This is a genomic window from Paenirhizobium naphthalenivorans (assembly GCF_007992095.1).
GTDB classification, from domain to species: domain Bacteria; phylum Pseudomonadota; class Alphaproteobacteria; order Rhizobiales; family Rhizobiaceae; genus Allorhizobium; species Allorhizobium naphthalenivorans.
Genome location: NZ_BJZP01000007.1, coordinates 14,749 through 40,733 on the forward strand (window position 1 = coordinate 14,749; position 25,985 = coordinate 40,733).

21 protein-coding genes, 2 tRNA genes and 1 pseudogene are annotated in these 25,985 nt (G+C 60.1%); 15 read left to right on the top strand and 9 right to left on the bottom strand.

All coding sequences use genetic code 11. The features are described from left to right. Positions 1–50 precede the first annotated feature (50 nt). Positions 51–896: a DUF4344 domain-containing metallopeptidase gene (locus RNA01_RS08875; protein ID WP_235916532.1), complete on the top strand. Its 846-nt coding sequence runs from the start codon at positions 51–53 to the stop codon at positions 894–896. A 41-nt stretch (positions 897–937) separates the two neighbouring features. Here RNA01_RS08875 and sseA read toward each other — a convergent pair whose 3' ends face one another. The 4 genes from sseA to RNA01_RS08895 all read right to left on the bottom strand — a co-directional run bounded on the left by sseA (position 938) and on the right by RNA01_RS08895 (position 5,833). Then, positions 938–2,371 (bottom strand): 3-mercaptopyruvate sulfurtransferase, encoded by a 1,434-nt coding sequence (sseA, locus tag RNA01_RS08880; RefSeq protein WP_147179624.1) that lies wholly within the window; start codon positions 2,369–2,371, stop codon positions 938–940. A gap of 20 nt (positions 2,372–2,391) precedes the next feature. Beyond that, the gene (locus tag RNA01_RS08885; protein WP_147179625.1) at positions 2,392–3,129 is read right to left on the bottom strand and encodes an alanyl-tRNA editing protein; all 738 of its coding nucleotides are present in this window, start codon (positions 3,127–3,129) and stop codon (positions 2,392–2,394) included. Between the two features lie 5 nt (positions 3,130–3,134). Then, positions 3,135–4,175 (bottom strand): cysteine synthase A, encoded by a 1,041-nt coding sequence (locus RNA01_RS08890; RefSeq protein WP_147179626.1) that lies wholly within the window; start codon positions 4,173–4,175, stop codon positions 3,135–3,137. A gap of 197 nt (positions 4,176–4,372) precedes the next feature. Further along, complete coding sequence (locus tag RNA01_RS08895; RefSeq protein ID WP_284727904.1) at positions 4,373–5,833, bottom strand: cryptochrome/photolyase family protein; 1,461 nt, start codon at positions 5,831–5,833, stop codon at positions 4,373–4,375. 318 nt (positions 5,834–6,151) lie between these two features. On the opposite strand from RNA01_RS08895, the gene RNA01_RS08900 reads away from it, so the two are divergent. Further along, positions 6,152–7,033 carry a diguanylate cyclase gene (locus RNA01_RS08900; protein ID WP_147179628.1) on the top strand — a complete coding sequence of 294 codons (882 nt, stop codon included), beginning with the start codon at positions 6,152–6,154 and terminating at the stop codon, positions 7,031–7,033. Positions 7,034–7,205: 172 nt separating this feature from the next. On the opposite strand, the gene RNA01_RS08905 is transcribed toward RNA01_RS08900, so the two are convergent. Together RNA01_RS08905 and RNA01_RS08910 are read right to left on the bottom strand one after the other, a co-directional pair. Further along, a complete protein-coding gene (locus tag RNA01_RS08905) occupies positions 7,206–7,430 on the bottom strand; it encodes a hypothetical protein (protein WP_147179629.1) in 225 nt (74 codons plus the stop codon). A gap of 148 nt (positions 7,431–7,578) precedes the next feature. After that, a tRNA-Asn gene (locus tag RNA01_RS08910) sits at positions 7,579–7,653 on the bottom strand. A gap of 160 nt (positions 7,654–7,813) precedes the next feature. Here RNA01_RS08910 and RNA01_RS08915 point away from each other — a divergent pair. The 3 genes and pseudogenes from RNA01_RS08915 (at position 7,814) to RNA01_RS08925 (ending at position 9,588) form a co-directional block, all read left to right on the top strand. After that, positions 7,814–8,101 carry a hypothetical protein gene (locus tag RNA01_RS08915; protein ID WP_147179630.1) on the top strand — a complete coding sequence of 96 codons (288 nt, stop codon included), beginning with the start codon at positions 7,814–7,816 and terminating at the stop codon, positions 8,099–8,101. 866 nt (positions 8,102–8,967) lie between these two features. Further along, a pseudogene (locus tag RNA01_RS24430) lies at positions 8,968–9,174 on the top strand (DapH/DapD/GlmU-related protein); the annotation flags it as partial. A gap of 340 nt (positions 9,175–9,514) precedes the next feature. After that, positions 9,515–9,588 (top strand) — tRNA-Cys (locus RNA01_RS08925). Between the two features lie 14 nt (positions 9,589–9,602). On the opposite strand, the gene RNA01_RS08930 is transcribed toward RNA01_RS08925, so the two are convergent. Further along, positions 9,603–9,902, bottom strand: a complete 300-nt coding sequence (locus RNA01_RS08930; protein WP_147179632.1) for a hypothetical protein — start codon at positions 9,900–9,902, stop codon at positions 9,603–9,605. 234 nt (positions 9,903–10,136) lie between these two features. Here RNA01_RS08930 and RNA01_RS08935 point away from each other — a divergent pair, with 234 nt between their 5' ends. The 7 genes from RNA01_RS08935 (at position 10,137) to exoR (ending at position 19,783) form a co-directional block, all read left to right on the top strand. After that, positions 10,137–10,463, top strand: a complete 327-nt coding sequence (locus tag RNA01_RS08935) for a hypothetical protein (protein ID WP_147179633.1) — start codon at positions 10,137–10,139, stop codon at positions 10,461–10,463. Between the two features lie 142 nt (positions 10,464–10,605). After that, positions 10,606–11,277 (top strand): protein-L-isoaspartate O-methyltransferase family protein, encoded by a 672-nt coding sequence (locus RNA01_RS08940; protein ID WP_147179634.1) that lies wholly within the window; start codon positions 10,606–10,608, stop codon positions 11,275–11,277. A gap of 307 nt (positions 11,278–11,584) precedes the next feature. Next, positions 11,585–12,919, top strand: a complete 1,335-nt coding sequence (locus RNA01_RS08945) for a TolC family outer membrane protein (protein WP_147179971.1) — start codon at positions 11,585–11,587, stop codon at positions 12,917–12,919. A gap of 146 nt (positions 12,920–13,065) precedes the next feature. Then, positions 13,066–13,902 (top strand): PopZ family protein, encoded by an 837-nt coding sequence (locus tag RNA01_RS08950; RefSeq protein ID WP_147179635.1) that lies wholly within the window; start codon positions 13,066–13,068, stop codon positions 13,900–13,902. A 116-nt stretch (positions 13,903–14,018) separates the two neighbouring features. Beyond that, positions 14,019–16,859: a valine--tRNA ligase gene (locus RNA01_RS08955; RefSeq protein WP_147179636.1), complete on the top strand. Its 2,841-nt coding sequence runs from the start codon at positions 14,019–14,021 to the stop codon at positions 16,857–16,859. Between the two features lie 417 nt (positions 16,860–17,276). Next, positions 17,277–18,446, top strand: a complete 1,170-nt coding sequence (locus RNA01_RS08960; protein ID WP_147179637.1) for an OmpP1/FadL family transporter — start codon at positions 17,277–17,279, stop codon at positions 18,444–18,446. 509 nt (positions 18,447–18,955) lie between these two features. Then, positions 18,956–19,783 carry an exopolysaccharide production regulator ExoR gene (gene exoR, locus RNA01_RS08965; protein WP_284727905.1) on the top strand — a complete coding sequence of 276 codons (828 nt, stop codon included), beginning with the start codon at positions 18,956–18,958 and terminating at the stop codon, positions 19,781–19,783. 12 nt (positions 19,784–19,795) lie between these two features. Here the strand turns inward: exoR and xth are convergent, their stop codons facing one another. Continuing rightward, positions 19,796–20,584, bottom strand: a complete 789-nt coding sequence (gene xth, locus RNA01_RS08970) for an exodeoxyribonuclease III (protein WP_147179638.1) — start codon at positions 20,582–20,584, stop codon at positions 19,796–19,798. A gap of 207 nt (positions 20,585–20,791) precedes the next feature. Here xth and RNA01_RS08975 point away from each other — a divergent pair, with 207 nt between their 5' ends. Further along, a complete protein-coding gene (locus tag RNA01_RS08975) occupies positions 20,792–22,294 on the top strand; it encodes a nucleobase:cation symporter-2 family protein (protein ID WP_147179639.1) in 1,503 nt (500 codons plus the stop codon). A gap of 65 nt (positions 22,295–22,359) precedes the next feature. Here the strand turns inward: RNA01_RS08975 and erpA are convergent, their stop codons facing one another. Then, positions 22,360–22,692, bottom strand: a complete 333-nt coding sequence (erpA, locus tag RNA01_RS08980) for an iron-sulfur cluster insertion protein ErpA (RefSeq protein WP_147179640.1) — start codon at positions 22,690–22,692, stop codon at positions 22,360–22,362. A 205-nt stretch (positions 22,693–22,897) separates the two neighbouring features. Here erpA and RNA01_RS08985 point away from each other — a divergent pair, with 205 nt between their 5' ends. After that, entirely contained in the window at positions 22,898–24,115 is a 1,218-nt protein-coding gene (locus RNA01_RS08985; protein WP_147179641.1) for a deoxyguanosinetriphosphate triphosphohydrolase, read from the top strand. A gap of 60 nt (positions 24,116–24,175) precedes the next feature. Beyond that, positions 24,176–25,936 (top strand): arginine--tRNA ligase, encoded by a 1,761-nt coding sequence (gene argS, locus RNA01_RS08990; protein ID WP_147179642.1) that lies wholly within the window; start codon positions 24,176–24,178, stop codon positions 25,934–25,936. The last annotated feature ends 49 nt before the right edge of the window (positions 25,937–25,985 follow it).

A 25,985-nucleotide genomic window follows, 5' to 3' on the forward strand; every position in this document is an offset into this window, starting at 1 on the left:
AGCTTAGCCTTGCTCTGCTCTTTCGGAATGTCTGGAGTGGGGGGAATGGTATGACGGCACGGATGAAACGGGCGCTGTGGGCAGCGCTTGCCTTGCTCGGTGGGACGCTGGCGATGGTCTCGTCAGCGCGGGCGGAAGACGAAAGCAGGCCGACACCCGAGCAGATTGAGGAGGCCCGGGTCTTCGTCGTCAACAACGCGATCTTCACGTTGTTTCACGAAGCTGGCCATATGCTGATTTCCGAATTCGGTCTGCCGGTGCTCGGACGCGAGGAGGACGCCGTCGATGCTCTGTCGTCGATCCTGCTGCTCGAGGCGGATGACGAGGCTCTCGACGTGGCGATCCAGGATGCTGCCGATGGCTGGTTCCTGAGCGACGAGTCCAAAGAGCGGGATCTGACCGATACGGATTTGCTCGACACTCACGCTCTCGACCGCCAGCGGGCCTATCAGATCGTCTGCATGATGACTGGTGCGGATCCGGAATTCTTCAAGGAATTCGCCGACTCCATCGAGTTTCCGGAATCAAGACGTGAGGAATGTGCAGCGGAATATGAGCGTGCGAAGGCAAGCTGGTTCGGACTGCTAGAACCCCACTATATCAGCCAAGGCCCGGCTTCCAGCATGACCGTCATCTACGAGCCGACGGGTGACGAGACCATGGATTTCTTCGCCAATCTGCTGAAAGAGGCCGGCGTGCTGGAAAATGTCGCGCAATCGGTCGGCGCCAAATACCGATTCAACGACGGTATCAAGCTGACGGCAAAAAGCTGCGGGGTCGCCAACGCCTTCTGGGATCCGCAAGCGCGGGAAATCACCTATTGTTACGAACTGGCGGTGGATCACATCGTCCTGATTGACGATTACTTCAAGCGCGATCAGACCGCCAAGAACTGAGGCGCTCCGGGCGGCAGGAAGTGCCGCCCGGGTTGATGATGTCAGAGCGTGGTACCGTCGCGACGGATCATCAGCAAAAGCTCGGACTCGCTGATTGGGTCGACAGTCGCCTCGAATGTCTCGACCGGTGAGAAGCCGAACTGCTGGTAGAGCTGTAGCGCGCGCGGATGGTCGAGCGTGTTGGTCATGACCGTCACCTTCTGCGGATTGAGCTGCCAGGCGGTGTAGAGCGCCTGAAGCAGGAACCACTTGCCAAGCCCCAGGCCGAGCGCATGTTCGAACAGGCCGAAATAGGACAGCTCGACGACATCGTCGCTTTCCTGCGAGAGCTCGAAGAAACCGGCCGGAGCACCATTGACGTAGAGAACGGAGATCGTGACCTTTGGGCCGAGAATGATCGCCTTCAGCTCGCCGTCGGTCATGCGGATGCGTTCGTACCAGTGCCAGCGCGCGCCGACTTGGCGGTGCAGGAAGCGGTAGAAGGGCAGCGGGATCTCGTGCGTGCGCATGATCGCGGTCTGGATGTTGACCGGCACGGCAAGGCTCGCCTTCGGTGGCGCAGTCATTTCGAGCCGCGTGACATGGGCGGTGATCGGTCCGTGTGCCGTGGTCGGAACCGGTGCTGTGGGTCCCGTCGCGACCGGCGTGTCATCGCGTCCGCCCCATTCCGACCAGGAACCGTCATAGAGCGAATTGTCGCTATGGCCGAGTGACTCCAGCGCCAGCGTTACAACGGCGGCAGTTACGCCTGAGCCGCAACTGGTGACGACAGGCTGGGTGAGATCGATGCCTGCCTCGGTGAAGATCGAACGCAGCGTCGGCAGGTCCTTGAGATGGCCGTTTTCCGACAGAGATGAGGCTGGAACGCTGCGCGCACCGGGGATGTGGCCGGAGCGCATGCCGGCGCGCGGCTCGGCTTCCTCGCCGGTGAAGCGGCCGGCCGGACGCGCATCGGCGATCTGGCGTACACCCTTCTCGGCAAGGTCGAGCATCTCGTTGAAGGAGGTGACGCGGCTGCGGTCGAAGTCGAAGTCGAAGGTGACTGGTGCAGGCTCCGGCAGGTCGGTCTCGAGCGGCCGGCCCTCGGCCTTCCAGGCGTCGATGCCGCCGTCGAGGATATAGACCTTGCGGGCCCCCATCACTCGCAACATCCACCAGGCACGTGGCGCGGAGAATACGCCGGGGCCATCATAAACGACGATGGTGTCAGTCGCGGCAATGCCGAGGAGGCCCATTTCCTCGGCGAATTTCGCAGGCGAAAGCAGGGAATGCGGCAGGCCGGTGGTCTGGTCGGCGATCGCGTCCTGATCGAAGAAAACGGCACCGGGAATATGACCGGAGGCGTATTCGACCGCGCCGTTGCGGCCCTGTGCCGGCAGGTACCAGGATGCGTCGATGATCTTGAATTCCGGCGCGCCGAGCTGCTTTTCCACCCAATCGGCGGACACGACGAAACGGCTTCTCTCCGCAGGCATGCGCTTCTCCCAATGCTCTTTCAGGCGGAGGCCTCCGGGGTGCCGAAACGAATACGGAACCGACGGTTCTCCTTGCCTTTTTTCTCGATTTTGGCGATGTGAATCGCCCCGACCTCCTGGGTCTCGGAGACATGTGTGCCGCCGCAGGGCTGACTGTCAACGCTCGAATTCTCGCCGATGCAGACAAGGCTGACGCGCCCCATGCCGACCGGCGGGCGCACATTCTTCGACTTGACGATGGAGGGATTGGCGGAGAGCTCCTCATCAGTGATCCACTGGAGGAAGATCGGGTGGTTTTCGCCGACCAGCTTCATCAGGTCGGCGGTGACGCGGTCCTTGTCGATTGTCTCGCCCATATCGAAATCCACCCGGCTCTCATCTTCGCCGACGGCGGCGCCTGTGATCGGGTAGGGGCAGACGACGGAGAGTAGATGACAGGCCGTGTGCATCCGCATGAGCTTGTAGCGGCGCGGCCAGTCGACATGCAGCACCAGCTTTTCTCCGACCGACGGTGCCGCCTGGTCCTCGGCCGGCTGATGCAGGATGACGTCCTTGGTCTCGCCGTGACGGGTCAGCGCGATGGCGATCTTCGAGCCATCCTGCCGTTCGAACAGGCCTGTGTCGCCCGGCTGGCCGCCGGACGTGGCATAAAAACAGGTCTGGTCGAGTTCGATCGCCCCGTCCTGGTGGATCCTGGTGACCACGCCCTCTGCTGTGGCTAGGTAGAAGTCATCGCGGTAAAGGGCAGTGGTCGGCATGGATCTCACTCTGTCGGTTGGAAGGGTACGGCGTAATCGACGGACCTCTCGATCCAGGCGGGTACCGGCAGTTGCTTGGAGCGCAGGAACTCCGGATTAAACAGCTTGGACTGATAGCGGTTGCCATAGTCGCAAAGTACGGTAACGATGGTATGGCCCGGTCCGAGATCGCGTGCAAGGCGGATCGCGCCGGCAATGTTGATGCCGGATGAGCCGCCGAGGCAGAGCCCCTCATGTTCGACTAGGTCGAAAATGATATCGAGCGCTTCCGCATCCGGGATCTGATAGGCGAAATCCGGGGTGAAACCTTCGAGATTGGCGGTGATACGGCCTTGGCCAATCCCTTCTGTGATGGAGGAGCCGGATGATTTCAGCGCGCCATTTTTATAATATTCATAGAGGGCTGCACCTTCCGGATCAGCAAGGCCGATCTTCACCTCGGGCCGGAGACGGCGTAGCCCCATGCCGGTGCCCGCCAGTGTGCCGCCCGAACCGACGGCGCAGATGAAACCGTCAACCTCACCGCCAGTCTGGTCGAAAATCTCGCGCGCCGTCGTGGCGATGTGGGCGTCGCGATTGACGGTGTTGTCGAACTGATTGGCCCAAATCGCGCCATTCGGTTCGGTGCTGGCAAGCTCGGCGGCGAGGCGGCCTGAGAGCTTCACGTAGTTGTTGGGGTTCTTGTAAGGCACCGCTGGCACCTCGACGAGTTCTGCGCCGAGCAGCCGGAGTGCGTCCTTCTTTTCCTGGCTCTGGGTTTCAGGAATGACGATCACGGTGCGATAGCCAAGCGCTTTGGCGACCAGGGTCAGCCCGATGCCGGTATTGCCAGCCGTGCCCTCGACGATCACGCCGCCCGGGCGCAGCAGGCCGCGCCGCTCCGCGTCGCGGATGATGAACAGTGCTGCCCGGTCCTTGACCGATTGTCCGGGGTTTAGGAACTCCGCCTTGCCGAGGATGGTGCAGCCGCTCGCCTGTGATGCGGCCTTAAGTCGGATGAGCGGTGTGTTGCCGATCGCCTCAAGAACGGATGGATGGAATGTCATCGGGTCTGCCTTCTCTTTGCCAGAAGATTAAGCGGCGAGTTTTCCCGGCACAAGCGGCAGATAGCAAGGAAACGGTTTTCAACCTCACGGCGGTCGGGGGAAAACCATGCCAGACGACAATGCCCTGACTCGTGGACCGGCGTGCCGAACGGAGCGAGCGCCTCCAGGCCAACCTCCGGGCCAGCCTCGCGGCTGGTTCAGCCGTTCCCGCCGGCGCGCGGCAGCGACTGGTAGGCCAGCATTGCGCGCGCTCGCGCCTTGCCGTGGTCGACGATCGGCAAGGGGTAGGTCTCGCCGAGGACTATTCCGGCTGCAGAAAGGGTGGCCTTCGGCGCCTCGAACGGCCGGTGTATGAAGGCGGAGCCGAGCCTTGCCAGTTCCGGCACAAAGGTGCGGACATAGTCGCCGTTGATGTCGAATTTTTCGCCCTGGCTGACCGGATTGAAGATGCGGAAAAATGGCGATGCGTCGGCGCCGGAGCCTGCCACCCATTGCCAGCTTGCTGCATTCGAGCCGGGATCGGCGTCGACCAGAGTATCGCGAAACCAGCGCTCGCCCTTCCGCCAGTCGATCATCAGGTCCTTGATCAGGAAGGAGGCGACGATCATCCGCACGCGGTTGTGCATGGTGCCGTGGCGCCAGAGCTGGCGCATGCCGGCATCGACGATCGGATAGCCTGTCTGGCCGCGTGCCCACCGCTCGAAAAGCTCCGGCGTGTTCTCCCAGGGAAAGGCGTCGAAGCGCGCGTTCCAGTTCTTCGTGGCGAGATCGGGAAAATGGAAAAGGAGATGATAGGAAAAATCCCGCCAGGCGAGTTCCTTGCGAAAATGGAGGACGTCCTCTGCCGCAATCCGTTCGGTCAGCCCGCGCGTCGCATGCCAGACGCTGGCCGGTGAAATTTCGCCGAGCGCAATATGTGGCGAGAGCTCGGATGTGTGGCGCAGTGCCGGATAGTCGCGTTTGGCCTTGTAGCCATCGATGCCCTCGGCGAGGAAGCGCGCCAGCTTGTCATGCGCACCGGCTTCTCCCGGTGTCCATACGGTCGAAAACCCGGCTGCCCAATTTGGTTTGCCCGGCACAAGATGCCAATTTTCCAACGACTCACTGAGAGGCCATCTTTCCGGTGTGGCAAGTGAGGAGGGGGCCGCAACCGGCTCGGGCGGCCCGCCGGATGCTTCGAGCGCGCGCCAAAAGGGCGTATAGACACGGTAGGGGCCGCCGGCGCCGGTCTTCAGGCACGTCGGCTCATGCAGAAGCTGGCCGGAGAAGCTGCGTACGGTCAGCCCAGTTCGCGTCAGTTCTTCCTTCAGCGACGAGTCTACCGCGATCCCACTCGGATCGTAGCGGCGATTCCAGAAGACGCTGGTCGCGCCCGTTTCGGCGATCAGCGCGCCGAGAGCGGCATCGGCCGAGCCACTGCGCAGGACCAGACGGCTGCCAATGCCCTCGAGCGCAGCCGCCAGGCCTTTGAGCGAATGATGCAGCCACCAAGCCTGCGCGGCGCCGAGCGACCTGTTACCCATCTCGGATGGCTCATGAACGTAAACGGCGATGACCGGGCGCCCGCATTCCGCCGCACAGGCAAGCGCCGCATTGTCCTTGAGCCTAAGGTCTCGTCGGAACCAGACGATGATCGGGTTATTGTGGGGCTTCGTCATCATACTTCACCGCTCTGCCTCAGTCTTTCGTATCTCTACGCTGGAAGGGAGCGGCAGGATCACACCTCTGTGCAGAGAAAGTGCATTGCTTGGCAGAACAGCGGGTGCAAGATGTCATCGCCCGGGTCTGATCGGAGCGCTGATTTCGAGCAGAGCATCCGCTTCTCCGTAGCGTTTCGTGGGCCACCATGCCTAAGGGGCTTCTCGGCAAGAGCCATTCCGCCGCAAAGCTGCGTGAAGGGGATCTGATGCGGGCGACGCGTGTATGGGCCGCGCGGCATTAGCGGACAAAAACTGGGGAGGGTGGCAGTGCTTAAAATGACCGACGACTTCATGCGCATGGCGCTGAGGGAACTGGAGCAGGCGTCCTACAGTCACGAGCAATGGGCGGAAAGGTTGTATGGCACATTGATTTGCCGTGCCGTACCCGACGAGGCGGATTTGCGTTCCGATGCCCACCGTCTCTGCGCATTCGGCCATTGGTATTATCAAACGGGCTCCGTCGCTCTGGGAAGTCATCCGGGATTTCGGGAGATCGGCATGGAACATGAGCGTATGCATCAATGTGCGACGAAGCTCTTGAAAGCGTCGCGCAGCGGCGTAGCCGTCGCACCAGCCGATTACCAGCGGTTCGTCGCCGCCCTCAAGGACATGAACCTAGAGATCGCAACCGTCCGGGAGGATCTGCGGAAGGCGCTTTTCAATCTCGACCCTTTGACTGGCGCGCCCAGTCGGGCCGGAATGCTAAGCGCACTTCGTGAGCAACAGAAACTTATCCGCCGGGGCGGCGTCTGCTCTGTGGCCATGCTCGATCTGGATCACTTCAAGACCATAAATGACGAATATGGCCATATGCTCGGCGACAAGGTTCTGATTGGCGTTGCGCGGTGTGTCATGGAGCACCTGCGCCCTTGTGATCAGTTTTATCGATACGGCGGCGAGGAGTTTCTGATCTGTCTTCCAGATACCGACGTCGCGGCGGGGCGTGACCTCCTCAGCCGGGTGATCGAGGAGGTCACTGCCTTGCCGTTCGAGGTAGAATGCAAGCAGGCGTTCCACATCAGCGCCTCCGTCGGAGTGGCTGATTTGGACCAGAAACAGCCTGTGGAGCGCTCGATCGACCGCGCCGACAAGGCCCTTTATATGGCCAAGGCGCAGGGACGAAACCGTGTCATCACTTGGGATGGTTCAATGGGCTAAACCCCTTTCGAACGCGAGGGGCCAACCTGACGGCGGTCTCCACGACTCCCGTGACTCTTGCCATGGGAGGCGGAAACGGTAAGCAAAGATGGTCGCAACGCTTCCACGCGATGCCGTTGCGCAGGCGGTCTCACCAACGGTCAGTCGGGGCGTTTTGCTGCGAAGGCCATCGTCAGGAGGCGGCTGTAATACGTGGCGAGTGTTTGACCTCGCCGGTGAGCATCTTCATGATTTCGGCGGCGCTCTCGCGGACATAAAGACGGTGCAGCTTTTCGGCTACCGGGGCGGTTGTCAGAAGGCAGGTATATTTTTCTCGCTCATACCACCGGAAATCGACAACATTGTCCATGTTCACGAAGAAGGGAAAGCCGTCCCCATCATGAAGCTGTAGCCACATATAAGTTCTCTCCTGAAATCGAGCAACATGACGGAATCGATATCAGGCAAAAGTGAAGAGCAAGTTTCCCGAACGGACCGGGTGTTGTCAAAATGAGCTGTTCAAAACGAAAAGGCCTGCGCTTTTTAAGCGCAGGCCTCGAATTAGATGGCTCCCCGGGCCGGATTCGAACCGGCGACCTGTCGATTAACAGTCGAATGCTCTACCGCTGAGCTACCAGGGAACAGCCGCTTGCCGCGGTGTGAGCGGGGTAATACAAATGCTCGTTCGATTTGCCAAGCGATTTTTCAAAAAAAATGTAACCCGCTTGCTTTATCTTGTGGGAATCCCATCTTCTGAACATTCGAGAAGTGTGCCGGAAGGCCGGTGCGCAAAGGATTCCAATGGTTCGTCGGAAACGAAAATATTTTATCGACGCTGATCGAGGACGCATCGTTCTGGGTCGCTATGAGTTGCCTTTCCCTCGCACCAAAGCCGGCCGCGTCGCGACCGGATCGGCGCTGATCGGCGGTGGACTTCTCGGTTTTCTTCCCGTTCTCGGATTCTGGATGGTGCCACTCGGTGTTTTGGTCCTATCACATGATCTGGCCTCGGTGCGTCGTCGACGGCGGCGCATGGCAATCTGGTGGCGCAAGCGCTATCCGAGCGTCAACCGCGCCGGAAAGCACTGAGCCGATCAATCGGAAGGGATGGGAGAATGCCTTTGCGCTATGTCTCGATTCATTTCGGGCGGCGCCCACCACTCGTTGTTGGGCAAGTGGATGGCTTGGTGCGGGTTGGTGGAGTTCAAGGCTGACGGTGTTGGGGCGAGGGCGGGTGTTTCTCGCGCAATCTGGTTGACCACCAAATTGCCGCGTGGTTCGTCTATGCGGAGAGGGCCGCAGGCGGAACCCTTCACGTCTTTAACCTGTCACACGTTGGTCAATGGAGAATTTCCCGTTGTCGTCCCTTCGAGCGATTGCGGCCATGATGCGCTGGTCGCGATCACTATGGAACAAGCCGCGCCATGGGGCGCGGTGCGGGAAAGCGTGTCACTGTGTCTTGTCGTCGCGACGGCATCTCGAGCTATCCTGCTTATTCGGCTTGTTCGGGCCTACTTGGTCATCTGCGGTGGGGCGTCGGAGCGGATGACAAGCATTCAAAAACACATATGATGGTTGTATGAGTATCGTTATAGAACTGACGCCGGACCGAAAGAAAAAGCTGGAAAAGCTTGGGTTCCGCCCTCCCGCTGGCGTCAGGGTAAAAGTTGCAGAGAAAAGTCGGTGGGAGGCGCCCTCTAACATGTCGGCGACCTTTCATCCGGTTTACCCGGTAAGCGTCGGTGCATTCACTCTGCTGCCTTCGCCGGAGATCGCCAATGCCACAATCGGACGATACTGTTCGATCGCGCCTGGCGTGAAGATTGGCATGGCCGAGCATCCCACGGAATTCCTGACGAGCAGCACGGTGGGGTGGCAACGTAACTTCATGCAGTGGCGCCGATCATGCTCCGTCAGATGCACTGAAGCCTGTCCGTTTTGTCGATCGACCGCATACGACAATCGGCAATGATGTGTGGATCGGCTATGGCGCATTTATCCGGGCAGGGCTGAGCATCGGTGATGGCGCCGTTGTGGCTGCCGGCGCGGTCGTCAACAAAGATGTCGAGCCGTATTCCATCGTTGGTGGAGTTCCCGCAAGGATGATCCGCAGGCGCTTTGACGATCGCACGATCGAGCGTCTTCTTGCCGTCCAGTGGTGGCGCTTCAATATCTATGAGCTCGATGGATCGGTTGATGACGTCAGTGGATGTCTCGATTGGCTGGAGGCCAACATCGAACGCCTGCGACCATTCGAATCGAAGTGGTGGACGGCTGCTGATGTGGCGGTGCTATAGCGCCATTCGCATCGCACGAAAGCCGCAATGTGATATTGGTGCCTGGAGGGGACCGGTCCGGCGTTCTTGGGCAAAAGAGGTTGGCGAAGAAGCCAGCGGCAACATCATTTCTCAGAACTAAAGGGCGTATTTCAGAAATTTCCTCTTGCTGTTTCCTCACTTCCCGTCTAAATCCCCGCCACCACTCGCTTTTAAGCAAACGGACGGCCTCGTGGCGGAGTGGTTACGCAGAGGACTGCAAATCCTTGCACCCCGGTTCGATTCCGGGCGAGGCCTCCAATTTTCCAGCAAGTCTATGGTGAGCGTGGCAAGTGGAGCGTGTCGGCTTGCTGTCCTCGTTGCCTTAAGGAACTCCATCTAACCAGACGTCGACCGGCAAAGGCGGGCGAGACGAGATTCGCGCGGCGCAGGGGTTGTTGCGATCCGGTTCGCTCGGGAAGGGCGGATGGGTGCTTCCGCTCGACGGCCGCCGCATTGAGCATGCGCTCTTCCCGGTAAAGTGCCTCATAGGCCCTGTTGAGGGCGTGGAGCGCCAGAATGGTGGTCACGACCATCACGGCAAGGCAGGCTGCAATGATCAGCAGGATGGTCATGGATGTCGCCTTTCCTCTTTTGTCTTCTCCAAGCTGAGAACGGGATCAGTGGCTGAAAAGTTCATCCGCATCACGCATATGTGTTCGACCACCAGTCAGTGTGGCCTTCGGAGCCGACCAAAATTGTGCAGATCGATTCTTTCGCGGAGATCGGTACAGTTTTGGTCGATCTTGTCGCTTGCCAGGGAAGGCTGGCGGGGTAATGCCTGCGTTACAGCAACCAGGAGTCTCCCCATGCGTCATATTGCCTTCACCGCCTTGATCGCCGCGAGCGTGTTCACCCCGCTCGCAGCCGCTGCCGAAAACCTGACGTTTACGCTGGAAAACCACACACCGAACATGATCGTGCAGTTCTACGCGACGCCTCAGGGTGGCGGAAAGCGGCTTGAGTTGCTCAACAAGAAAGGCCTCTGGGGTGGCAAGTCGCGCAAGCTGACGATTGCCAGGGGCGCCGACGCTTGCGTCTATTCGACCAGGGCCGTATTCGAGGATAACAGCTTTGAGTCCGTCAGCAGGAAGATCGATTTCTGCGAGACGGATGTCTATTCGATCGAAGACTAAGGGCCGCCACACCATTGGCCAAGTTGTCGTCCCAACTTCCTTGGGGCGATATTCTGTTCCCATCGCCACGACTCGGCTTGAAAGCCGCCCGGCCTGCAATTAAGACAGCTGACACAAACCCGGCCGGAGTGGGACGACTGACATGATGGATTTTGCCGCAGCACGCATCAAGATGGTGGACAACCAGATTCGCACGACCGACGTTACGTCGCATTCCGTGCTGAACGCATTCCTCAGCGTGCCGCGCGAGGATTTCGTTCCGACCCACCTGCGGCCGCTCGCCTATATCGATGAGGACATGCAGGTTGCGCCGGCTGCCAACGGTCAGCCGGCACGCTTCATCATGGAGCCGTCGCCGCTTGCCAAGCTCTTTCAGCTCGCCGCCATCACCAAGGATGATCTAGTACTCGAGATCGGTTGTGGCGTCGGCTATGCGGCGGCTGTCCTGTCACAGATCGCCGACTCCGTTGTGGCCGTCGAAAGCGACGAATCGCTGGCGGCCAAGGCAACCTCGACACTCGCTGAGCTCGGTTACGACAATGTCGCGGTCGTCACCGGCGAGCTGGCAAAAGGCTACGCGGCCGAGGCCCCCTATGACGTGATTTTCGTCAATGGCGCTGTCGAGGAGCTTCCGGAGAGCCTGTTCGACCAGTTGCGCGAGGGTGGCCGGCTCGTAGCCGTCGTCGGTTATGGTAACGCGGCCCGTGCGCGCCTTTACGTTCGCGCTTCGGGCAGCTGTTCATACTCCGAGTTCTTCAATGCGGCGGTTAAGCCGCTGCCGGGTTTCCGCAAGGCGGCCGAGTTCGTGTTTTGATCGGCCATTGCGACGTTTTTCCGGGGACTGGTGTGTGCCCGGAATTGATTTAATCAGATGTGAATGAAAATGTTGCCGTTGGGCAACGGCATGGTGGTTTCGCTAGGCGCGGCGTGGTGATGCCGTTGCGGCGCAAGCCTTGCCGGTTCATCTAGGGGATGGAACTGTCGGCGCCGCAGGCTGCGCGTCGCGCCTGAGGCCGTTGGCCGGGGGCTGGCTCATCCGGAGCGGGCCGATCATAGATGTGGAGTGACCTGTGTCGACTATTTGGAAAACCGCTCTCGCCGCCGCTCTCGCGCCCGTTCTCATGCTCCTGCCCACAACCGCATCGGCAGAGACGCTGTTTGGCGCCATGGCGAAGGCCTATGAGAATAATCCGGATCTCAATGCGGTTCGCGCCGCGCTGCGGGCGACCGATGAGACTGTGACGATTGCCAAGGCTGGCATGCGGCCACAAGTTGCTGCGACTGCCTCCGCGAGTACCGTCAGTGTCAGCGACGTTCGACAGCCGTCAAGCCCTGATTTCGGGTATAATACTCAGAGCATTGGCATATCGATCACCCAGCAGATTTTCGACGGCTTCCAGACGCTGAACAATGTCCGCGCTGCCGAGGCCGGTGTCTTCGCTAATCGCGAGAGCCTGAGGGCGCAGGAAATCAGTATTCTTCTCGCCGCGGCCCAGGCTTATGCCGATGTAGCGCGCGACCAGCAGATCGTTGTGATTCGCAAGCAGAACCTCGCCTTCCTCCAGGAGCAACTGAATGCCGCCAATGCCCGGCTGCAGGTCGGCGAGGGGACACGCACGGACGTGAGCCAGGCTGAAGCCCAACTGGCTGGCGCCCAGGCGTTGTTGGCAGCGGCGATCGCGCAGCTGAAACAGAGCCAGGCGACCTATGTCCAGGTGGTGGGCGAAGCGCCCAAGGGCATCAAGCAGCCGTCGCCCGCCAGCAAGGCCCTGCCAGCGAGTGTCGATTCGGCCGTTGCCATCGGTATTCGCGAACATCCCTACGTGCTGGCGGCACTCCATGCCGTTGATGCCGCAGGGTATCAGGTTAAGTCGGCCGAGGGGACGTTGCTCCCGGGAGTCGTGGTCCAGGGCAACGTCGCACGTAACTGGACCAACGAGCCTCCAGGCTACTCCAATCCGGACGCCACGGCGGCCTCCGTGACCGCCCAACTGAAGATTCCGATCTATCAGGGCGGCGCCGAATTTGGCAGTATACGCAGAGCCAAGGAAACGCTCGGTGAGCAGCGCATCAAGGTCGATTCCGCGCGGGCCAGCGTGCAGCAGCAGGTGACCTCCGCCTATGCGCAGATGGAGGCCTCGATTGCTGCGATTGCGGCTGCCCGCAAACAGCTTGCCGCCGCCAATTTGGCGTTGCAGGGCGTGATCGAGGAACGCAACGTCGGTCAAAAAACGACGCTCGATGTGCTCAACGCCCAGCAGACTGTGCTCGAGGCCAAGGAAAGCCTTGTTGGCTACCAGCGCAATTCCGTCGTGGCGAGTTATAGCGTTCTGGCTGCATCTGGCCGGTTGACCATCAAGAGTCAGGGGCTTGCCGTCGCGGAGTATCGCTCCGAAGACCACTATGAGGCGGTCAAGGATGCTTGGTTCGGCCTGCGCACAGTGGACGGCCGCTAGATCTTTCGCCGTGCAACAAAGCTGTGCATCACTGGGAATTAGTGGTCCAGGCGTGATTTTTTTCGGCGGGCGAGTATCCTAAGGTGATTCGAAATCGACCCGGCTTTTGGCCGTAGGGCGTTTATCGGGGATCAACGGGGATGAATATGGCCCAGCCAAATGTAGCGCGTGAACCGTCCATGGAAGAGATCCTGGCCTCGATCCGCCGGATCATTGAAAGCAATGATCCGGGTGGCAGTCAGTCCGCTTCGCTGCCGTCGGGCTACAGCGACGAGGATGATGGTGACATCCGCCTGACCATCGACGACGAAGACACCTATGCGTCCGCGGAAATGGTGGCTGCCAACGATCCCGGTCCGACGGTTGCCACGGGCCCTGTAGCGGCATCTCCTGCGGCGGATGGCGAAAGGGTCAAGAATATTTCGCTTGCCGATCTTGCAGCACGGGTCCGTTCTGCTTCGGAGCGGGTCGAGCGTCCTGTATTCGCCGATGCGCCGCCCGCAGAGGACGCCGGCCCGGCGGCACGTGCCGAAAGCCCAGTGATGACCAGCCGTATGGCAGACCTTCGCGCCGCCACATCGCGTCCGGTCGAGCCGCGGCTCGAAGTGCCGATGCCCGGGCAGTCGGAAGCCGAGATCGATGAAGAGGCCGAGTTTGAAGCCGCTGCCATGGCTGATGTCGAGGCCGCGACGTCTCCACTCGTCCAACCCTTGCCGGAAGCCGAACGTTCCATGCCGGTTCACGCCGAGGCCGGCCAGGACCTCAAGGCCCTGGTGTCTGCAGAGACGGTGGAGCAAGTGTCGCGCTCGTTCGGTGAATTGGCCGCGGCCATCGATGGTCAGCAGCGCCGCTCGCTCGACGAAATGGCCGAGGAGATGCTGCGGCCAATGCTTCAGGAATGGTTGGACGACAATCTGCCGACGCTGGTCGAACGCCTCGTGCGGGAAGAGATTGAACGTGTGGCTCGCGGCCCCCGCCGCTGAATTCTGTGTGCGTTCAGCTTTGAAGCCGCTCCGCCACCGGGGCGGCTTTTTCATTGACTCGCCACCGGCCATCCTGTTTACCAAGTGCAACAAGAACCTCGAAGTCTGGTCAGAAAATGCTCGAAAAGACGTATGATTCCGCCACCGTCGAACCGAAAATCGCCAAGGCCTGGGAGGAAGCGGATGCATTTCGCGCCGGCGCCAACGCCAAGCCGGGCGAGGATACGTTCACGATCGTGATCCCGCCGCCGAATGTTACCGGTTCGCTGCATATGGGGCACGCGCTCAACAATACGTTGCAGGACATCATGATCCGATTCGAGCGGATGCGCGGCAAGGATGTGCTGTGGCAACCGGGCATGGACCATGCCGGTATCGCCACCCAGATGGTGGTCGAGCGCAAGCTGATGGAGACCCAACAGCATCGCCGTGTAATGGGACGCGAAGCCTTCATCGAGAAGGTCTGGGAGTGGAAAGCCGAGTCGGGCGGTCTGATCTTCAACCAGCTGAAGCGCCTCGGCGCCTCCTGCGACTGGTCGCGTGAACGCTTCACCATGGACGAAGGCCTGTCCGAGGCCGTGCGCGAGGTTTTCGTCACGCTCTACAAGCAGGGCCTGATCTACAAGGACAAGCGGCTGGTCAACTGGGATCCGAAACTTCTAACCGCGATCTCCGACCTCGAGGTCGAACAGGTCGAGGTCAATGGCAATCTCTGGCACCTGCGCTATCCGCTGGAAGAGGGCGTCACCTATCAGCATCCAGTCGCCTTTGACGAAGAGGGGAAGCCGACCGAATACGAGACACGCGACTATCTTGTCGTTGCCACCACGCGTCCCGAGACCATGCTCGGCGACACGGGCATTGCCGTCCATCCGGATGACGAACGCTACAAGGCGATCGTCGGCAAGCACGTCATCCTGCCGATCGTCGGACGCAAGATCCCGATCGTCGCCGACGAATATCCCGACCCGACCGCGGGCACAGGCGCGGTCAAGATGACACCGGCCCATGATTTCAACGACTTCGAGGTTGGTAAGCGGACCGGCTTGCGCGCCATCAACGTGCTGACCGTTGAGGCCACGATCGCCATCGTCGGCGACGAGGAATTCCTCGAAGGCCTGACGCCGACACGCGAACAGGAAATGGTCTGGGGCGAACTCGAAGGTATGGATCGCTTTGCCGCGCGCAAGAAGATCGTCGAGATCCTCGAGGCTGAAGGCCTGGTCGACAAGATCGAGCCGCACAAGCACATGGTCCCGCACGGCGACCGTGGCGGCGTGCCGATCGAGCCGCGGCTGACCGAACAGTGGTATGTCGACGCCAAGACCTTGGCCAAGCCGGCGATCGAGAGCGTGCGCGAGGGGCGTACCAAGTTTGTTCCAAAGAACTGGGAAAAGACCTACTTCGAGTGGATGGAGAACATCCAGCCTTGGTGTGTCTCGCGCCAGCTGTGGTGGGGGCATCAGATACCGGCGTGGTATGGTCCCGACGGCCAGGTCTTCGTCGAAAAGACCGAGGAAGAGGCGCTCGACGCCGCGGTCCAGCACTATCTGGCCCATGAGGGTCCGTGGAAGGCCTGGGTTCAGGAGAAGCTTGAGGACTTCGCGCCGGGCGAGATCCTGACGCGGGATGAAGACGTTCTTGATACTTGGTTCTCGTCGGCGCTCTGGCCTTTTTCGACGCTCGGCTGGCCGGCCGAGACGCCGGAACTGGCAAAATACTACCCGACTGACGTGCTTGTGACCGGCTTCGACATCATCTTCTTCTGGGTCGCTCGCATGATGATGATGAGCCTGCACTTCATGAAGGATGAGATCGGCACGCCGATCGAGCCCTTCCACACCGTCTATGTCCATGCGCTGGTTCGGGACAAAAACGGTCAGAAGATGTCGAAGTCGAAGGGTAACGTCATCGATCCGCTGGATCTGATCGATGAATACGGTGCTGACGCGTTGCGCTTTACGCTCGCCATCATGGCGGCGCAGGGCCGCGACGTGAAACTCGACCCAGCCCGCATCGCCGGCTACCGCAATTTCGGCACCAAGCTGTGGAACGCCACGCGCTTTGCCGAGATGAATGGCGCCAAAAGCGATCCGCACTTCCTGCCGGAAGCAACCACGCTCGCCATCAATCGCTGGATCCTGACGGAACTGGCCCGAACGGAACACGACGTTACCGAGGCTATCGCCGGTTTCCGCTTCAACGATGCCGCTGGCAGCCTCTATCGCTTTGTCTGGAACAGCTTCTGCGACTGGTATCTTGAACTCCTGAAGCCGGTGTTTGCCGGCGAGGACGAGTTCGCCAAAGCGGAAGCTCAGGCCTGCGCGGCTTACGTGCTCGACGAGACCTACAAGCTCCTGCATCCGTTCATGCCGTTCATGACCGAAGAGTTGTGGGCCCATACGGCCGGTGAGGGCAAGGCGCGCGACACGCTTCTGTGCCACGCGGATTGGCCCACGCCTGAATTTTCGGATGACTTGGCGGCGGCCGACATTAACTGGCTGGTTGATCTTGTGTCGGGTATTCGTTCGGTCCGCGCCGAGATGAACGTGCCGCCGAGCGCGATCGCGCCGCTGGTTGTCGTTGGTGCGAATGGCGTGACGCGGGACCGTCTGATACGCCACGAGGCTTCGATCAGGCGCCTTGCCCGCGTCGAGGGCATTGCGCTTGCCGAAGAAGCGCCGAAGGGCGCGGCCCAGATTGTCGTTGGCGAGGCGACAGCCTGCCTGCCGCTCGGCACCTTGATTGATCTGGGCGCGGAAAAGTTGCGTCTCGAAAAGGCGATTGGCAAGGTCGACCAGGAAATGGCGCGCATCGCCGGTAAACTCGCCAACGAGAAGTTCGTCGCCAACGCCAATCCGGAGGTCGTTGCCGCTGAGCGCGAACGCTATCAGGAACTGGAACAGCAGAAGGCGAGTCTCGATACCGCACTGGAGCGGGTGGTCGAGGCGGGCTGATCAACACTGCAGCGGCAGTTTCGGCCGCCGCCAATACAGTGATTCCCGTTGCGGCCGGATTTTTGGTACGCTTCAAGCTCGAATGCAGGCCTTCTGGCCTGCATTTTTCGTTGCACCGGCCTTGAATCTGGCTGTTTTCTCAATGTCGGTTTGGTTGTGATAATTGCACACAATTTGATCTTTGTGGCAGTTGTGCAACGTTGGCGCGAGAGGTTGGAAGAAAATACCGAGAAAAGGTGTTTTTGTTGGTTTCCGTGGAAAAAAAATCCAAAAAGTAGGAATTATTACGTGCACGTAAACATGCTTACGTAAAAACGTTGGTCGTCGCTCCAAATTGGGCGCGGCGCTGCAAGATTGTCATTCTCTGAGACCCGGCTACACTGCAAATCATTGTTTTGCCAGCAAGTGGGGAGAGAGATGGCATTGGAACTCAAGAAGACGGCGATTCTGTGTTTGCTGGGTGTCAGCGCTCTGGCAACCTCTGCGCATGCGGGCGGTTGGAACCGCGGTGAAGCCGACACCGACATTCTTTTCGAAGAGGGCGAGTATGTCGCACGTAGTGGGGCGACCCTGGTTTCTCCGCGGCGCGACTATGAGACGATCGGCGTCGGCGGTGTTACCGTCAACGGGACGGATGACGATTTCTCGCAGAACTACTGGATTCCGAGTATCGCCGCGAAGATCAAGCTTGCCGATAACCTCGCTTGCGCATTGACCTATACCCAGCCCTTCGGCGCGGATGCGGACTACGGCCCCCAAGCGCAGCTGGCGAGCCTGCTTGCCGGTGGCTCGGGTGCTAGCCACAAAGACTTTATAACCAACGAATATGGCGCGACCTGTGACGTTAACATGCAGGCTGGCAAGGGTCGTTTCCACGTGCTCGGCGGCGTATTCCTCCAGGACTTTGAATATACAGCCAATGCATACGTTGGTGACCTGCACCTTCAGGATCATGAGGCCTTCGGTTATCGCGTCGGTGTCGCCTACGATATTCCGGAATACGCGTTGCGCGCGCAGTTGATGTACCGGTCGAAGGTCGAGCATAACGCTGATGACGGTGAATTCGATTGGAATCCTGCTGTTCGGCCGGGTTGGGGCCTGCAGGACGCATTTGGTTCCGGCACCTTGCCGCAGTCGCTGAAACTCTCGCTACAGAGCGGCGTTGCTCCTGGGTGGCTGGTTTATGGTTCGGTCAAGTGGACCGACTGGAGCGTGATGAAGTCGCTCGACTACAGCCTTGGGACGCCGGTGCCGGGGCTCTATTCGCCGCAGCAGGACATTTACAACTGGCAAGACGGCTGGACGATTCAGGCTGGTGTCGGCCATGCCTTCAACGAGAAGTTCTCGAGCACGATCAATCTGACCTGGGATAAGGGTGTGGCCACGGGCGCGGACATCTATAGCGATACTTGGACCGTCGGCGCCGGCGTTTCCATCAAGGCGGGGCCGGGCGACGTGCGCTTCGGCGGCGCTGTCAGCTATCTGACCAAAGGGAGCCAGTCGATCGCCAAGGACGCGACCTATGACGCGACGGCGAGCGCCGACTGGGCCTATGCCATCACGGCAAACTACAAGATCGTCTTCTGAGGTTTGGGGATTGAGGGGAACGCGATTGAGAGCCCGGCACGCCGGGCTCTCTGCATTTCGGGATTACGCTCAAGGAAATGTGACGCATTTGCAACAGGAGCTGAATCCTCACCGACTCGGCTTGCAGCGACCAATTTTGTCCACTTCCCGCCACAAACGAGGTGCAGCGATCATCCCATGAAACGTGGGGTTCTGCTTCCGGTAAGCGTGGCGTGAGTAAGCATGGGACAGGTCGTTGGAAATTATCTCCGGAAATCAATCGCAGTTGGCGAGTCATATCGTTTAGGAGCGGATTCTGACGCCTTTGACAATGGCGAACAGTTGGCAGTCGTAGTCTTGCCAGAAAGCTCTCCTAGGCTTCAGTCCGTCGCCGGGGATGGAGATCATGCAGGCGACGCGATAGAAAGCCTGCCCTGCGGGCGGAGCAATGAACCGCTTGTTCACGGTTTCGAGCTCAAATGTTCAACAGACAGGGGTGCACCTTCGGCATCAAGCGGAGGGATGCATTGATGTCTGTGGTTTTGTGGAAGAAATACGGAATTATGCAGACAACAGACTGGAAGTCTCCGGCGCTATTGCTTCTCTCCGCTTTCCTGTTCGTCATGCCGGGAACGGCCGGAAATGCCTTTGACATGAATTCCGGGGTGAGCAAGGAATCCGGGCCCTTCGACCTCTTCAAGTTCGGCTTCAAAGCCTACAAGAACGGGCAGAAGCAGGAGGCTGTCGAGGCTTACCGCTATGCCGCCGAAAAGGGTCATACCGGCTCGCGCTGGGCGCTCGCCAACATGTATGCCGATGGCGACGGTGTGGTTGAGGATGATTTCGCCGCTTTCAAGATCTACGCTGATATTGCCAACCAAGGGGTGGAGCCGGGATCCGAGGATACGGGTTTCTTCGTCAATGCGCTCTTGTCTCTGGCTCGCTATTATCGCCAGGGCATTCCCGGCAGCCCGGTGAAGATCGATCTGACGCAGGCGCGTCAACTATACTTCCAGGCGGCCTCGACCTTCGGTGTGCCGGAGGCGCAGTTCCAGCTGGCACGGATGATCCTGGCCGGCGAGGGCGGAAAGGCGAATGTCCAGCAAGCCAAGAAATGGCTCAATCTGGCGCGGAAAAGCGGCCATCCCGGCGCGATGTCGGTGTTCGGCAGTGTGCTGTTCGATGAGGGCCAAACGGTGCGAGGTCTCGCATTCTTGACGGCAGCGCTCGACAAATGTCCGCCGAAGGACTGTGGCTGGATGCAGCAGTTGCAGGAGCAGGCATTCTCGATCGCCAACGAGCAGGACCGCCGCGTGGCTGTGGCACTTGCGCCGCAGGTCTACAATCAGGCTGAATAAGCTGATCGCTGTTCAGGCGAAATCGAAGATCGCCGTCACCGGCACATGGTCAGACGGTTTTTCCCAGCTGCGCACGTGCTTTTCGATCGATGCCGACGTCAGGTGGTCGCTGGCCTCCGGCGAGAGCATCAGGTGATCGATGCGGATGCCGTTGTTCTTCTGCCAGGCGCCGGCCTGATAATCCCAGAACGAGTAGAGTAGCGGATCGTCGCTGGTGGCGCGGATTGCATCGGTCAGGCCGAGATTCTCCAGCCGGCGGAAGGACTGCCGGGTTTGCGGCAGGAAAAGCGCATCGCCCTCCCAGAGCTTCGGATCGCGGCAGTCATGAGGTTGCGGGATGACGTTGTAGTCACCGGCGAGGATCAGCGGCTCCTCAAGCGCCATCCGGTTCGCGGCGAAGGCCTTCAGGCGTTCCATCCAGGCAAGCTTGTAGGGGTACTTGACTGGGTCGTCTGGCGGATTGCCGTTCGGAAGATAGAGCGAGCAGACCCTGACAACACCACTCTCGACGGAGAAAACGGCTTCGATGAAGCGCGCCTGTTCGTCGCTTTCGTCACCGGGCAGGCCGCGGTTGACCTCGTCGGGCCTGGTCTTGGAGAGAATAGCCACACCGTTGAAACCCTTCTGGCCATGGGTCTCGACATGATAGCCGAGCGCCTCGATCTCGAGGCGCGGAAAGCCTTCGTCCACCGACTTGATTTCCTGCAGGCAGACGATATCCGGCGCCGAGCTCTGAAGCCACTCGCAGAGATTGGTGATCCGCGCCTTGACGCCGTTGATGTTCCAGGTGGCAATTTTCATTGGCGAGATTCCCTTGTCTTCATTCTTACTTAGCCGATCGCCGCAGTTTTTCCACCGCTTTTGCGGGTTTCAAGCCATCGCGCTTTGACAATCCTTGCAACAGGCTCATCCTTACATCGGTGAGCGCGTCGAGGGGAAAATGACGCGCTTGTTCTAGGTCGCCGTCATCGGCGGGCAGATAGCAAACGAAGAGGGGATCAAGAAAAGATGTCTGAAGCTGCTGGAAAGGTCCATCCGGTCGATGAGGTTCTGCCGCTGTCGCGGCTGAGCATGCTCGGCCTTCAACATGTGCTCGTCATGTATGCCGGGGCCATAGCCGTGCCGCTGATTATTGGCCGGGCACTCAAACTGCCGCCGGAGGACGTGGCCTTCCTGATTTCGGCAGACCTGTTCGCCTGCGGCATTGCCACGCTGATTCAGTCGCTGGGCGTAACGCAATGGTTCGGGATTCGTCTGCCGGTGATGATGGGCGTTACGTTTGCGTCTGTCGGTCCCATGGTGGCGATGGCCAATATTTCGGGCGGACCGGACGGTGCGCGGCTGATCTTTGGTTCGATCATCGGTGCAGGTCTCATTGCCATGCTGATCGCGCCGCTGGTCAGCCGGCTGTTGCGTTTCTTCCCGCCCGTTGTCACCGGCACCATTATCCTGGTGATCGGCGTCTCGCTCATGCGCATCGGTATCAACTGGATTTTCGGCAATCCGTTCGGTCCGACGGCGCCAAGTGTGGTCGATCCAGCGCATGCGCAATGGCTTGACGCTGTGAAGGCGCTTGCGGTGCCTGGAGGCGGACCGGTTCCCGAGATTCCAGCCCGGCTGGCGCTTGCTCCGAGCGTGCCGAATCCCGCCTATGCGCCGCTTTCTGGCATTGCCGTTTCGGCAATCGTGCTCGTCTCCATCCTGGCGATCGCCCGCTTCGCCAAGGGCTTCCTCGCCAATATCTCGGTCCTGCTTGGTATCGTCATCGGCGGTATCGTCGCGGCAGCGGCGGGGATGATGCATTTCGACAAGGTGGCGATCGCCGCCTGGTTCGCTCCCGTCATGCCCTTCCATTTCGGCATGCCTATCTTCGACCCGGTGCTGATCGTCACCATGACCATCGTCATGCTGGTGGTCATGATCGAATCAACTGGCATGTTCCTGGCGCTCGGCGAGATGACTGGTAAGCCGGTGACCCAGCCCATGTTGGCAGCGGGTTTGCGAACCGATGGTCTCGGCACACTGATCGGTGGCATTTTCAACACGTTTCCCTATACCAGCTTCTCGCAAAATGTCGGTCTGGTGGGGGTGACCGGTGTCCGTTCACGCTTCGTTTGCGTGGCGGGCGGGTTCATCCTGATTGTGCTAGGCCTTTTGCCGAAAATGGCGGCGCTGGTCGAATCTCTGCCGACGGTAGTGCTCGGCGGGGCGGGGCTGGTGATGTTCGGCATGGTCGCCGCGACCGGTATCCGCATCCTGTCCGGCGTCGACTTCACCTCGAGCCGCAACAACCTGTTCATCGTGGCTGTGTCGGTCGGCTTCGGCATGATCCCGCTGGTCGCGCCAAACTTCAAACAGTGGATGCCCCATGCCATCCATCCGCTGATCGATTCGGGAATCCTGCTCGCCTCGATCGTGGCGGTTCTGCTCAATGTCTTCTTCAATGGTGCATCCGGGGCGAGCGCCGAGCAAAGCCGCAAGGCGGCCATGGCGTCGGACGGAGGACACTGAGTGCAACGAAAAGGCCGGCGGGGCACTCGCCCGGCCGGCTTTCGGCCCTGCGTGTCGATAGTCGATCAGACGGAGAAGCTGGTGCCGCAGCCGCAACTGGCGACCGCGTTGGGGTTGTTGATCTGGAAGGACTGGCCAAGCAGGTTGTCGACGAAGTCGATCTGGGAGCCCGCCATATAAATCAGCGACATCGGATCGATCAGAACGGTCGCGCCGTCGCGGCTGATGACCAGATCATCGCCCTTCGGCCCTTGGTCGAGGTCGAATTTGTAGGAAAAGCCAGAACAGCCGCCACCTTCGACGGACACGCGCAGCGCGCTCTTATCGGCTTCGCTAGCGATAATCTTGGTGATTCGCTTCGCCGCAGCTTCTGAAAGGGTAACAGTCTCGGTGCTCATTTCGCCTCCTGACGGGTTCAAGGCCCGTGGAAAACTGCTGGAACGCCAGAAAATTCAATGTTCTGACATGCAATGGGGGCAATCTGCCCGAGATAGTGCCGGCTGCCTTGGCGGCGCGTGCTATAAGGGGCAAGCCTTGCAGCATTGCCCGCTATAGGTATGAAGGCGAACCGATGGCGTCAATGGGGAGCGAGCAGGACGCGACATGACGATTGATAAAAGTGCTTTGGGTTTCGGAACGGGCGAACGCGCGATCTACGCGACTGATCCTTGGTCTACGCGCGGCCGGCTGTTCCCCGAGGGCAGCAGCCCGACCCGATCGGATTTCCAGCGTGACCGTGATCGCATCGTCCACACCACCGCTTTTCGCCGGCTGAAGCACAAGACCCAGGTCTTCATTGGTCCGGATGGCGACCATTACCGCACCCGGCTCACCCATACGATCGAAGTGGCGCAAATCGCCCGGGCCTTGGCGCGTGCGCTGAAACTCGACGAGGATCTCGCCGAGGGCGTGGCACTGGTCCACGACTTCGGCCACACGCCGTTTGGCCATACCGGTGAGGATGCCCTGCATGAGGTGTTGGAACCGTTCGGCGGTTTTGATCATAACGCCCAGTCGCTCAGGATCGTCACCAAGCTTGAACGGCGCTATGCCGATTTCGACGGGTTGAACCTCACATGGGAGACGCTGGAAGGGCTGGTCAAGCACAATGGCCCGCTGCTGACGAAGACAGGCGAGGGCGCGCGCGGACCGGTGCCGCAGCCGATCCTCGACTATTGCGAAATCCATGATCTCGAACTGGCGAGCTATGCCGGGCTAGAGGCCCAGGTCGCGGCGATCGCCGACGACATCGCCTATAACACCCATGACATCGACGATGGCCTGCGCTCCGGCTATCTGAGCTTCGACATGCTGGAGGGGGTGCCTTTCCTCGCCGGGCTTATGAAGGAGGTGCGCGACCGCTATCCGCATCTCGACCCGGACCGCTTCACCCACGAGATCATGCGCCGACAGATCACACGCATGGTCGAGGATGTGATTGGCGTGGCGCAGGAACGGCTTGCCCACTTGAAGCCGCGGAATGCCGCCGACATCCGCGGTGCCGATCACACCATCGCCACCTTCTCCGAGGAGATGGCCGAGACCGATCGGCAGATCAAGGCGCTGCTGTTCAGCCGCATCTATCGCCATCCCGACATAATGCGCATCCGCGCCGGAGCCGCGCAAATCGTCACCGATCTGTTCCAGGCCTACATGGCAGACCCTGCGCTGATGAAGAGCCACTACTGGGTCAACCACATCGCGGGCCTGAGCGAGCCGGCCAAGGCGCGCCATGTGGGCGACTTCCTGGCGGGGATGACCGACACCTATGCGGTGCGCACCCACAGCGAGTTGTTTGACCAGACTCCCGATTTGCGATAGGCAGCGCAGAAATTCCACTCCATTTGCGGGCTATCGAACTGCTTGCGCGGGTATCAGGACATGAATCTTTTCGCCGACTTCGAAACGAGAATCAAAAACGCGCTCGAGCAGATCGACAGCATCAAGGAGAAGCGCTCCTCCCTCGATTTCGGTCGCATCGTCGTGGAGCCGCCGCGTGATCCGAGTCATGGTGATGCCGCGACCAATGCAGCCATGGTGCTGGCCAAGGCCCTCGGCACCAATCCTCGGGCGCTTGCGGAGGTGATCGGCGACAAGCTGAAGGAAGACACTGACATTGCCGAGGTGAACGTGGCCGGGCCCGGCTTCATCAACATCCGTCTTTCGACCGGCTACTGGCAGCGCTTGCTCGCCACGATGATCGCCGAAGGCTCGGATTTCGGCCGCTCGGCTCTGGGCAAGGATCGCAAGGTCAATGTTGAATATGTCTCGGCCAATCCGACCGGTCCGATGCATGTCGGTCATTGCCGTGGCGCCGTTGTCGGTGATGCGCTCGCCAACCTTCTGGCTTTCGCCGGTTATGAGGTGACCAAGGAATACTACATCAATGATGCCGGCGCGCAGATCGAGGTTCTGGCGCGTTCGGTCTTCCTGCGCTACCGCGAGGCGCTCGGCGAGGCGATCGGCGAGATCCCGCCGGGGCTCTATCCGGGCGACTATCTCGTTCCGGTCGGCGAGGTCTTGGCCAAGGAATATGGCACCAAGCTGCGCGCCATGCCGCAAGACGAGTGGATGGCGATCGTCAAGGAACGCGCCATCGACGCGATGATGGCGATGATCCGCGACGATCTCGCGACGCTCAACGTTCATCACGACGTTTTCTTCTCAGAGCGCACGCTGCATGCCAACGGCGCTGCAAAGATCCGCACCGCGATCAATGATCTGACGTTCAAGGGGCATGTCTATCGCGGTACGCTGCCGCCACCGAAGGGGCAGCTGCCGGAGGATTGGGAGGATCGAGAACAGACTCTGTTCCGCTCGACCGAGGTCGGTGACGATATTGATCGGCCGCTGGTGAAGTCGGACGGAAGCTATACATATTTCGCCGCCGACGTCGCCTATTTCAAGGATAAGTTCGACCGCGGCTATTCGGAGATGATCTACGTTCTCGGCGCCGACCATGGCGGCTACGTAAAGCGGCTGGAAGCTGTGGCGCGGGCTGTATCTGAAGGCAAGACCAAGCTGACCGTGCTGCTGTGCCAGTTGGTCAAGCTTTACCGCGATGGCGAGCCGGTGAAGATGTCTAAGCGCTCTGGCGACTTCGTCACGCTACGTGAGGTGGTGGAAGAGGTCGGCTGCGACTCGGTCCGCTTCATGATGCTCTATCGCAAGAGTTCCGAGCCGCTCGACTTCGACTTCGCCAAGGTGACAGAACAGTCGAAGGACAATCCGGTCTTCTACGTGCAATATGCCCATGCGCGTTGCATGTCGGTGTTCCGGCAGGCAAGGGAGGCTTTCCCTGATCTGGACGTCGATGGCGCTGATTTGGCCGCTGCCGTGGCGGGGAAGATCTCGGATCCGGCGGAGCTTCAGTTGGTTGCCAAGCTCGCAGAATATCCGCGTGTGGTCGAGGGTGCAGCCCAGTCGCAGGAGCCGCATCGTCTGGCATTCTACCTCTATGATCTGGCAAGTTCCTTCCACGGTCACTGGAACAAGGGTAAGGATTTTCCCGAATTACGCTTTGTTAACGATAAAGATAGAGAATTGACGCTCGCCAGGCTTGGGCTGGTGCGTGCTGTCGCCTCCGTTTTGAAGTCCGGTTTGTCCATCACGGGCACTACAGCTCCGGTAGAAATGCGATAGCAACGTCACCATTTGCCCACAATGCACTGGCAAGCGTCGAGTCGCGTAG

Excerpts from the sequence above, each read along its gene's own strand:
- RNA01_RS08875 (WP_235916532.1), top strand. The coding sequence starts at position 51 with ATGACGGCACGGATGAAACGGGCGCTGTGGGCAGCGCTTGCCTTGCTC.
- sseA (WP_147179624.1), bottom strand. The coding sequence starts at position 2,371 with ATGCCTGCGGAGAGAAGCCGTTTCGTCGTGTCCGCCGATTGGGTGGAA.
- RNA01_RS08885 (WP_147179625.1), bottom strand. The coding sequence starts at position 3,129 with ATGCCGACCACTGCCCTTTACCGCGATGACTTCTACCTAGCCACAGCA.
- RNA01_RS08890 (WP_147179626.1), bottom strand. The coding sequence starts at position 4,175 with ATGACATTCCATCCATCCGTTCTTGAGGCGATCGGCAACACACCGCTC.
- RNA01_RS08895 (WP_284727904.1), bottom strand. The coding sequence starts at position 5,833 with ATGACGAAGCCCCACAATAACCCGATCATCGTCTGGTTCCGACGAGAC.
- RNA01_RS08900 (WP_147179628.1), top strand. The coding sequence starts at position 6,152 with ATGACCGACGACTTCATGCGCATGGCGCTGAGGGAACTGGAGCAGGCG.
- RNA01_RS08905 (WP_147179629.1), bottom strand. The coding sequence starts at position 7,430 with ATGTGGCTACAGCTTCATGATGGGGACGGCTTTCCCTTCTTCGTGAAC.
- RNA01_RS08915 (WP_147179630.1), top strand. The coding sequence starts at position 7,814 with ATGGTTCGTCGGAAACGAAAATATTTTATCGACGCTGATCGAGGACGC.
- RNA01_RS08930 (WP_147179632.1), bottom strand. The coding sequence starts at position 9,902 with ATGACCATCCTGCTGATCATTGCAGCCTGCCTTGCCGTGATGGTCGTG.
- RNA01_RS08935 (WP_147179633.1), top strand. The coding sequence starts at position 10,137 with ATGCGTCATATTGCCTTCACCGCCTTGATCGCCGCGAGCGTGTTCACC.
- RNA01_RS08940 (WP_147179634.1), top strand. The coding sequence starts at position 10,606 with ATGATGGATTTTGCCGCAGCACGCATCAAGATGGTGGACAACCAGATT.
- RNA01_RS08945 (WP_147179971.1), top strand. The coding sequence starts at position 11,585 with ATGCTCCTGCCCACAACCGCATCGGCAGAGACGCTGTTTGGCGCCATG.
- RNA01_RS08950 (WP_147179635.1), top strand. The coding sequence starts at position 13,066 with ATGGCCCAGCCAAATGTAGCGCGTGAACCGTCCATGGAAGAGATCCTG.
- RNA01_RS08955 (WP_147179636.1), top strand. The coding sequence starts at position 14,019 with ATGCTCGAAAAGACGTATGATTCCGCCACCGTCGAACCGAAAATCGCC.
- RNA01_RS08960 (WP_147179637.1), top strand. The coding sequence starts at position 17,277 with ATGGCATTGGAACTCAAGAAGACGGCGATTCTGTGTTTGCTGGGTGTC.
- exoR (WP_284727905.1), top strand. The coding sequence starts at position 18,956 with ATGTCTGTGGTTTTGTGGAAGAAATACGGAATTATGCAGACAACAGAC.
- xth (WP_147179638.1), bottom strand. The coding sequence starts at position 20,584 with ATGAAAATTGCCACCTGGAACATCAACGGCGTCAAGGCGCGGATCACC.
- RNA01_RS08975 (WP_147179639.1), top strand. The coding sequence starts at position 20,792 with ATGTCTGAAGCTGCTGGAAAGGTCCATCCGGTCGATGAGGTTCTGCCG.
- erpA (WP_147179640.1), bottom strand. The coding sequence starts at position 22,692 with ATGAGCACCGAGACTGTTACCCTTTCAGAAGCTGCGGCGAAGCGAATC.
- RNA01_RS08985 (WP_147179641.1), top strand. The coding sequence starts at position 22,898 with ATGACGATTGATAAAAGTGCTTTGGGTTTCGGAACGGGCGAACGCGCG.
- argS (WP_147179642.1), top strand. The coding sequence starts at position 24,176 with ATGAATCTTTTCGCCGACTTCGAAACGAGAATCAAAAACGCGCTCGAG.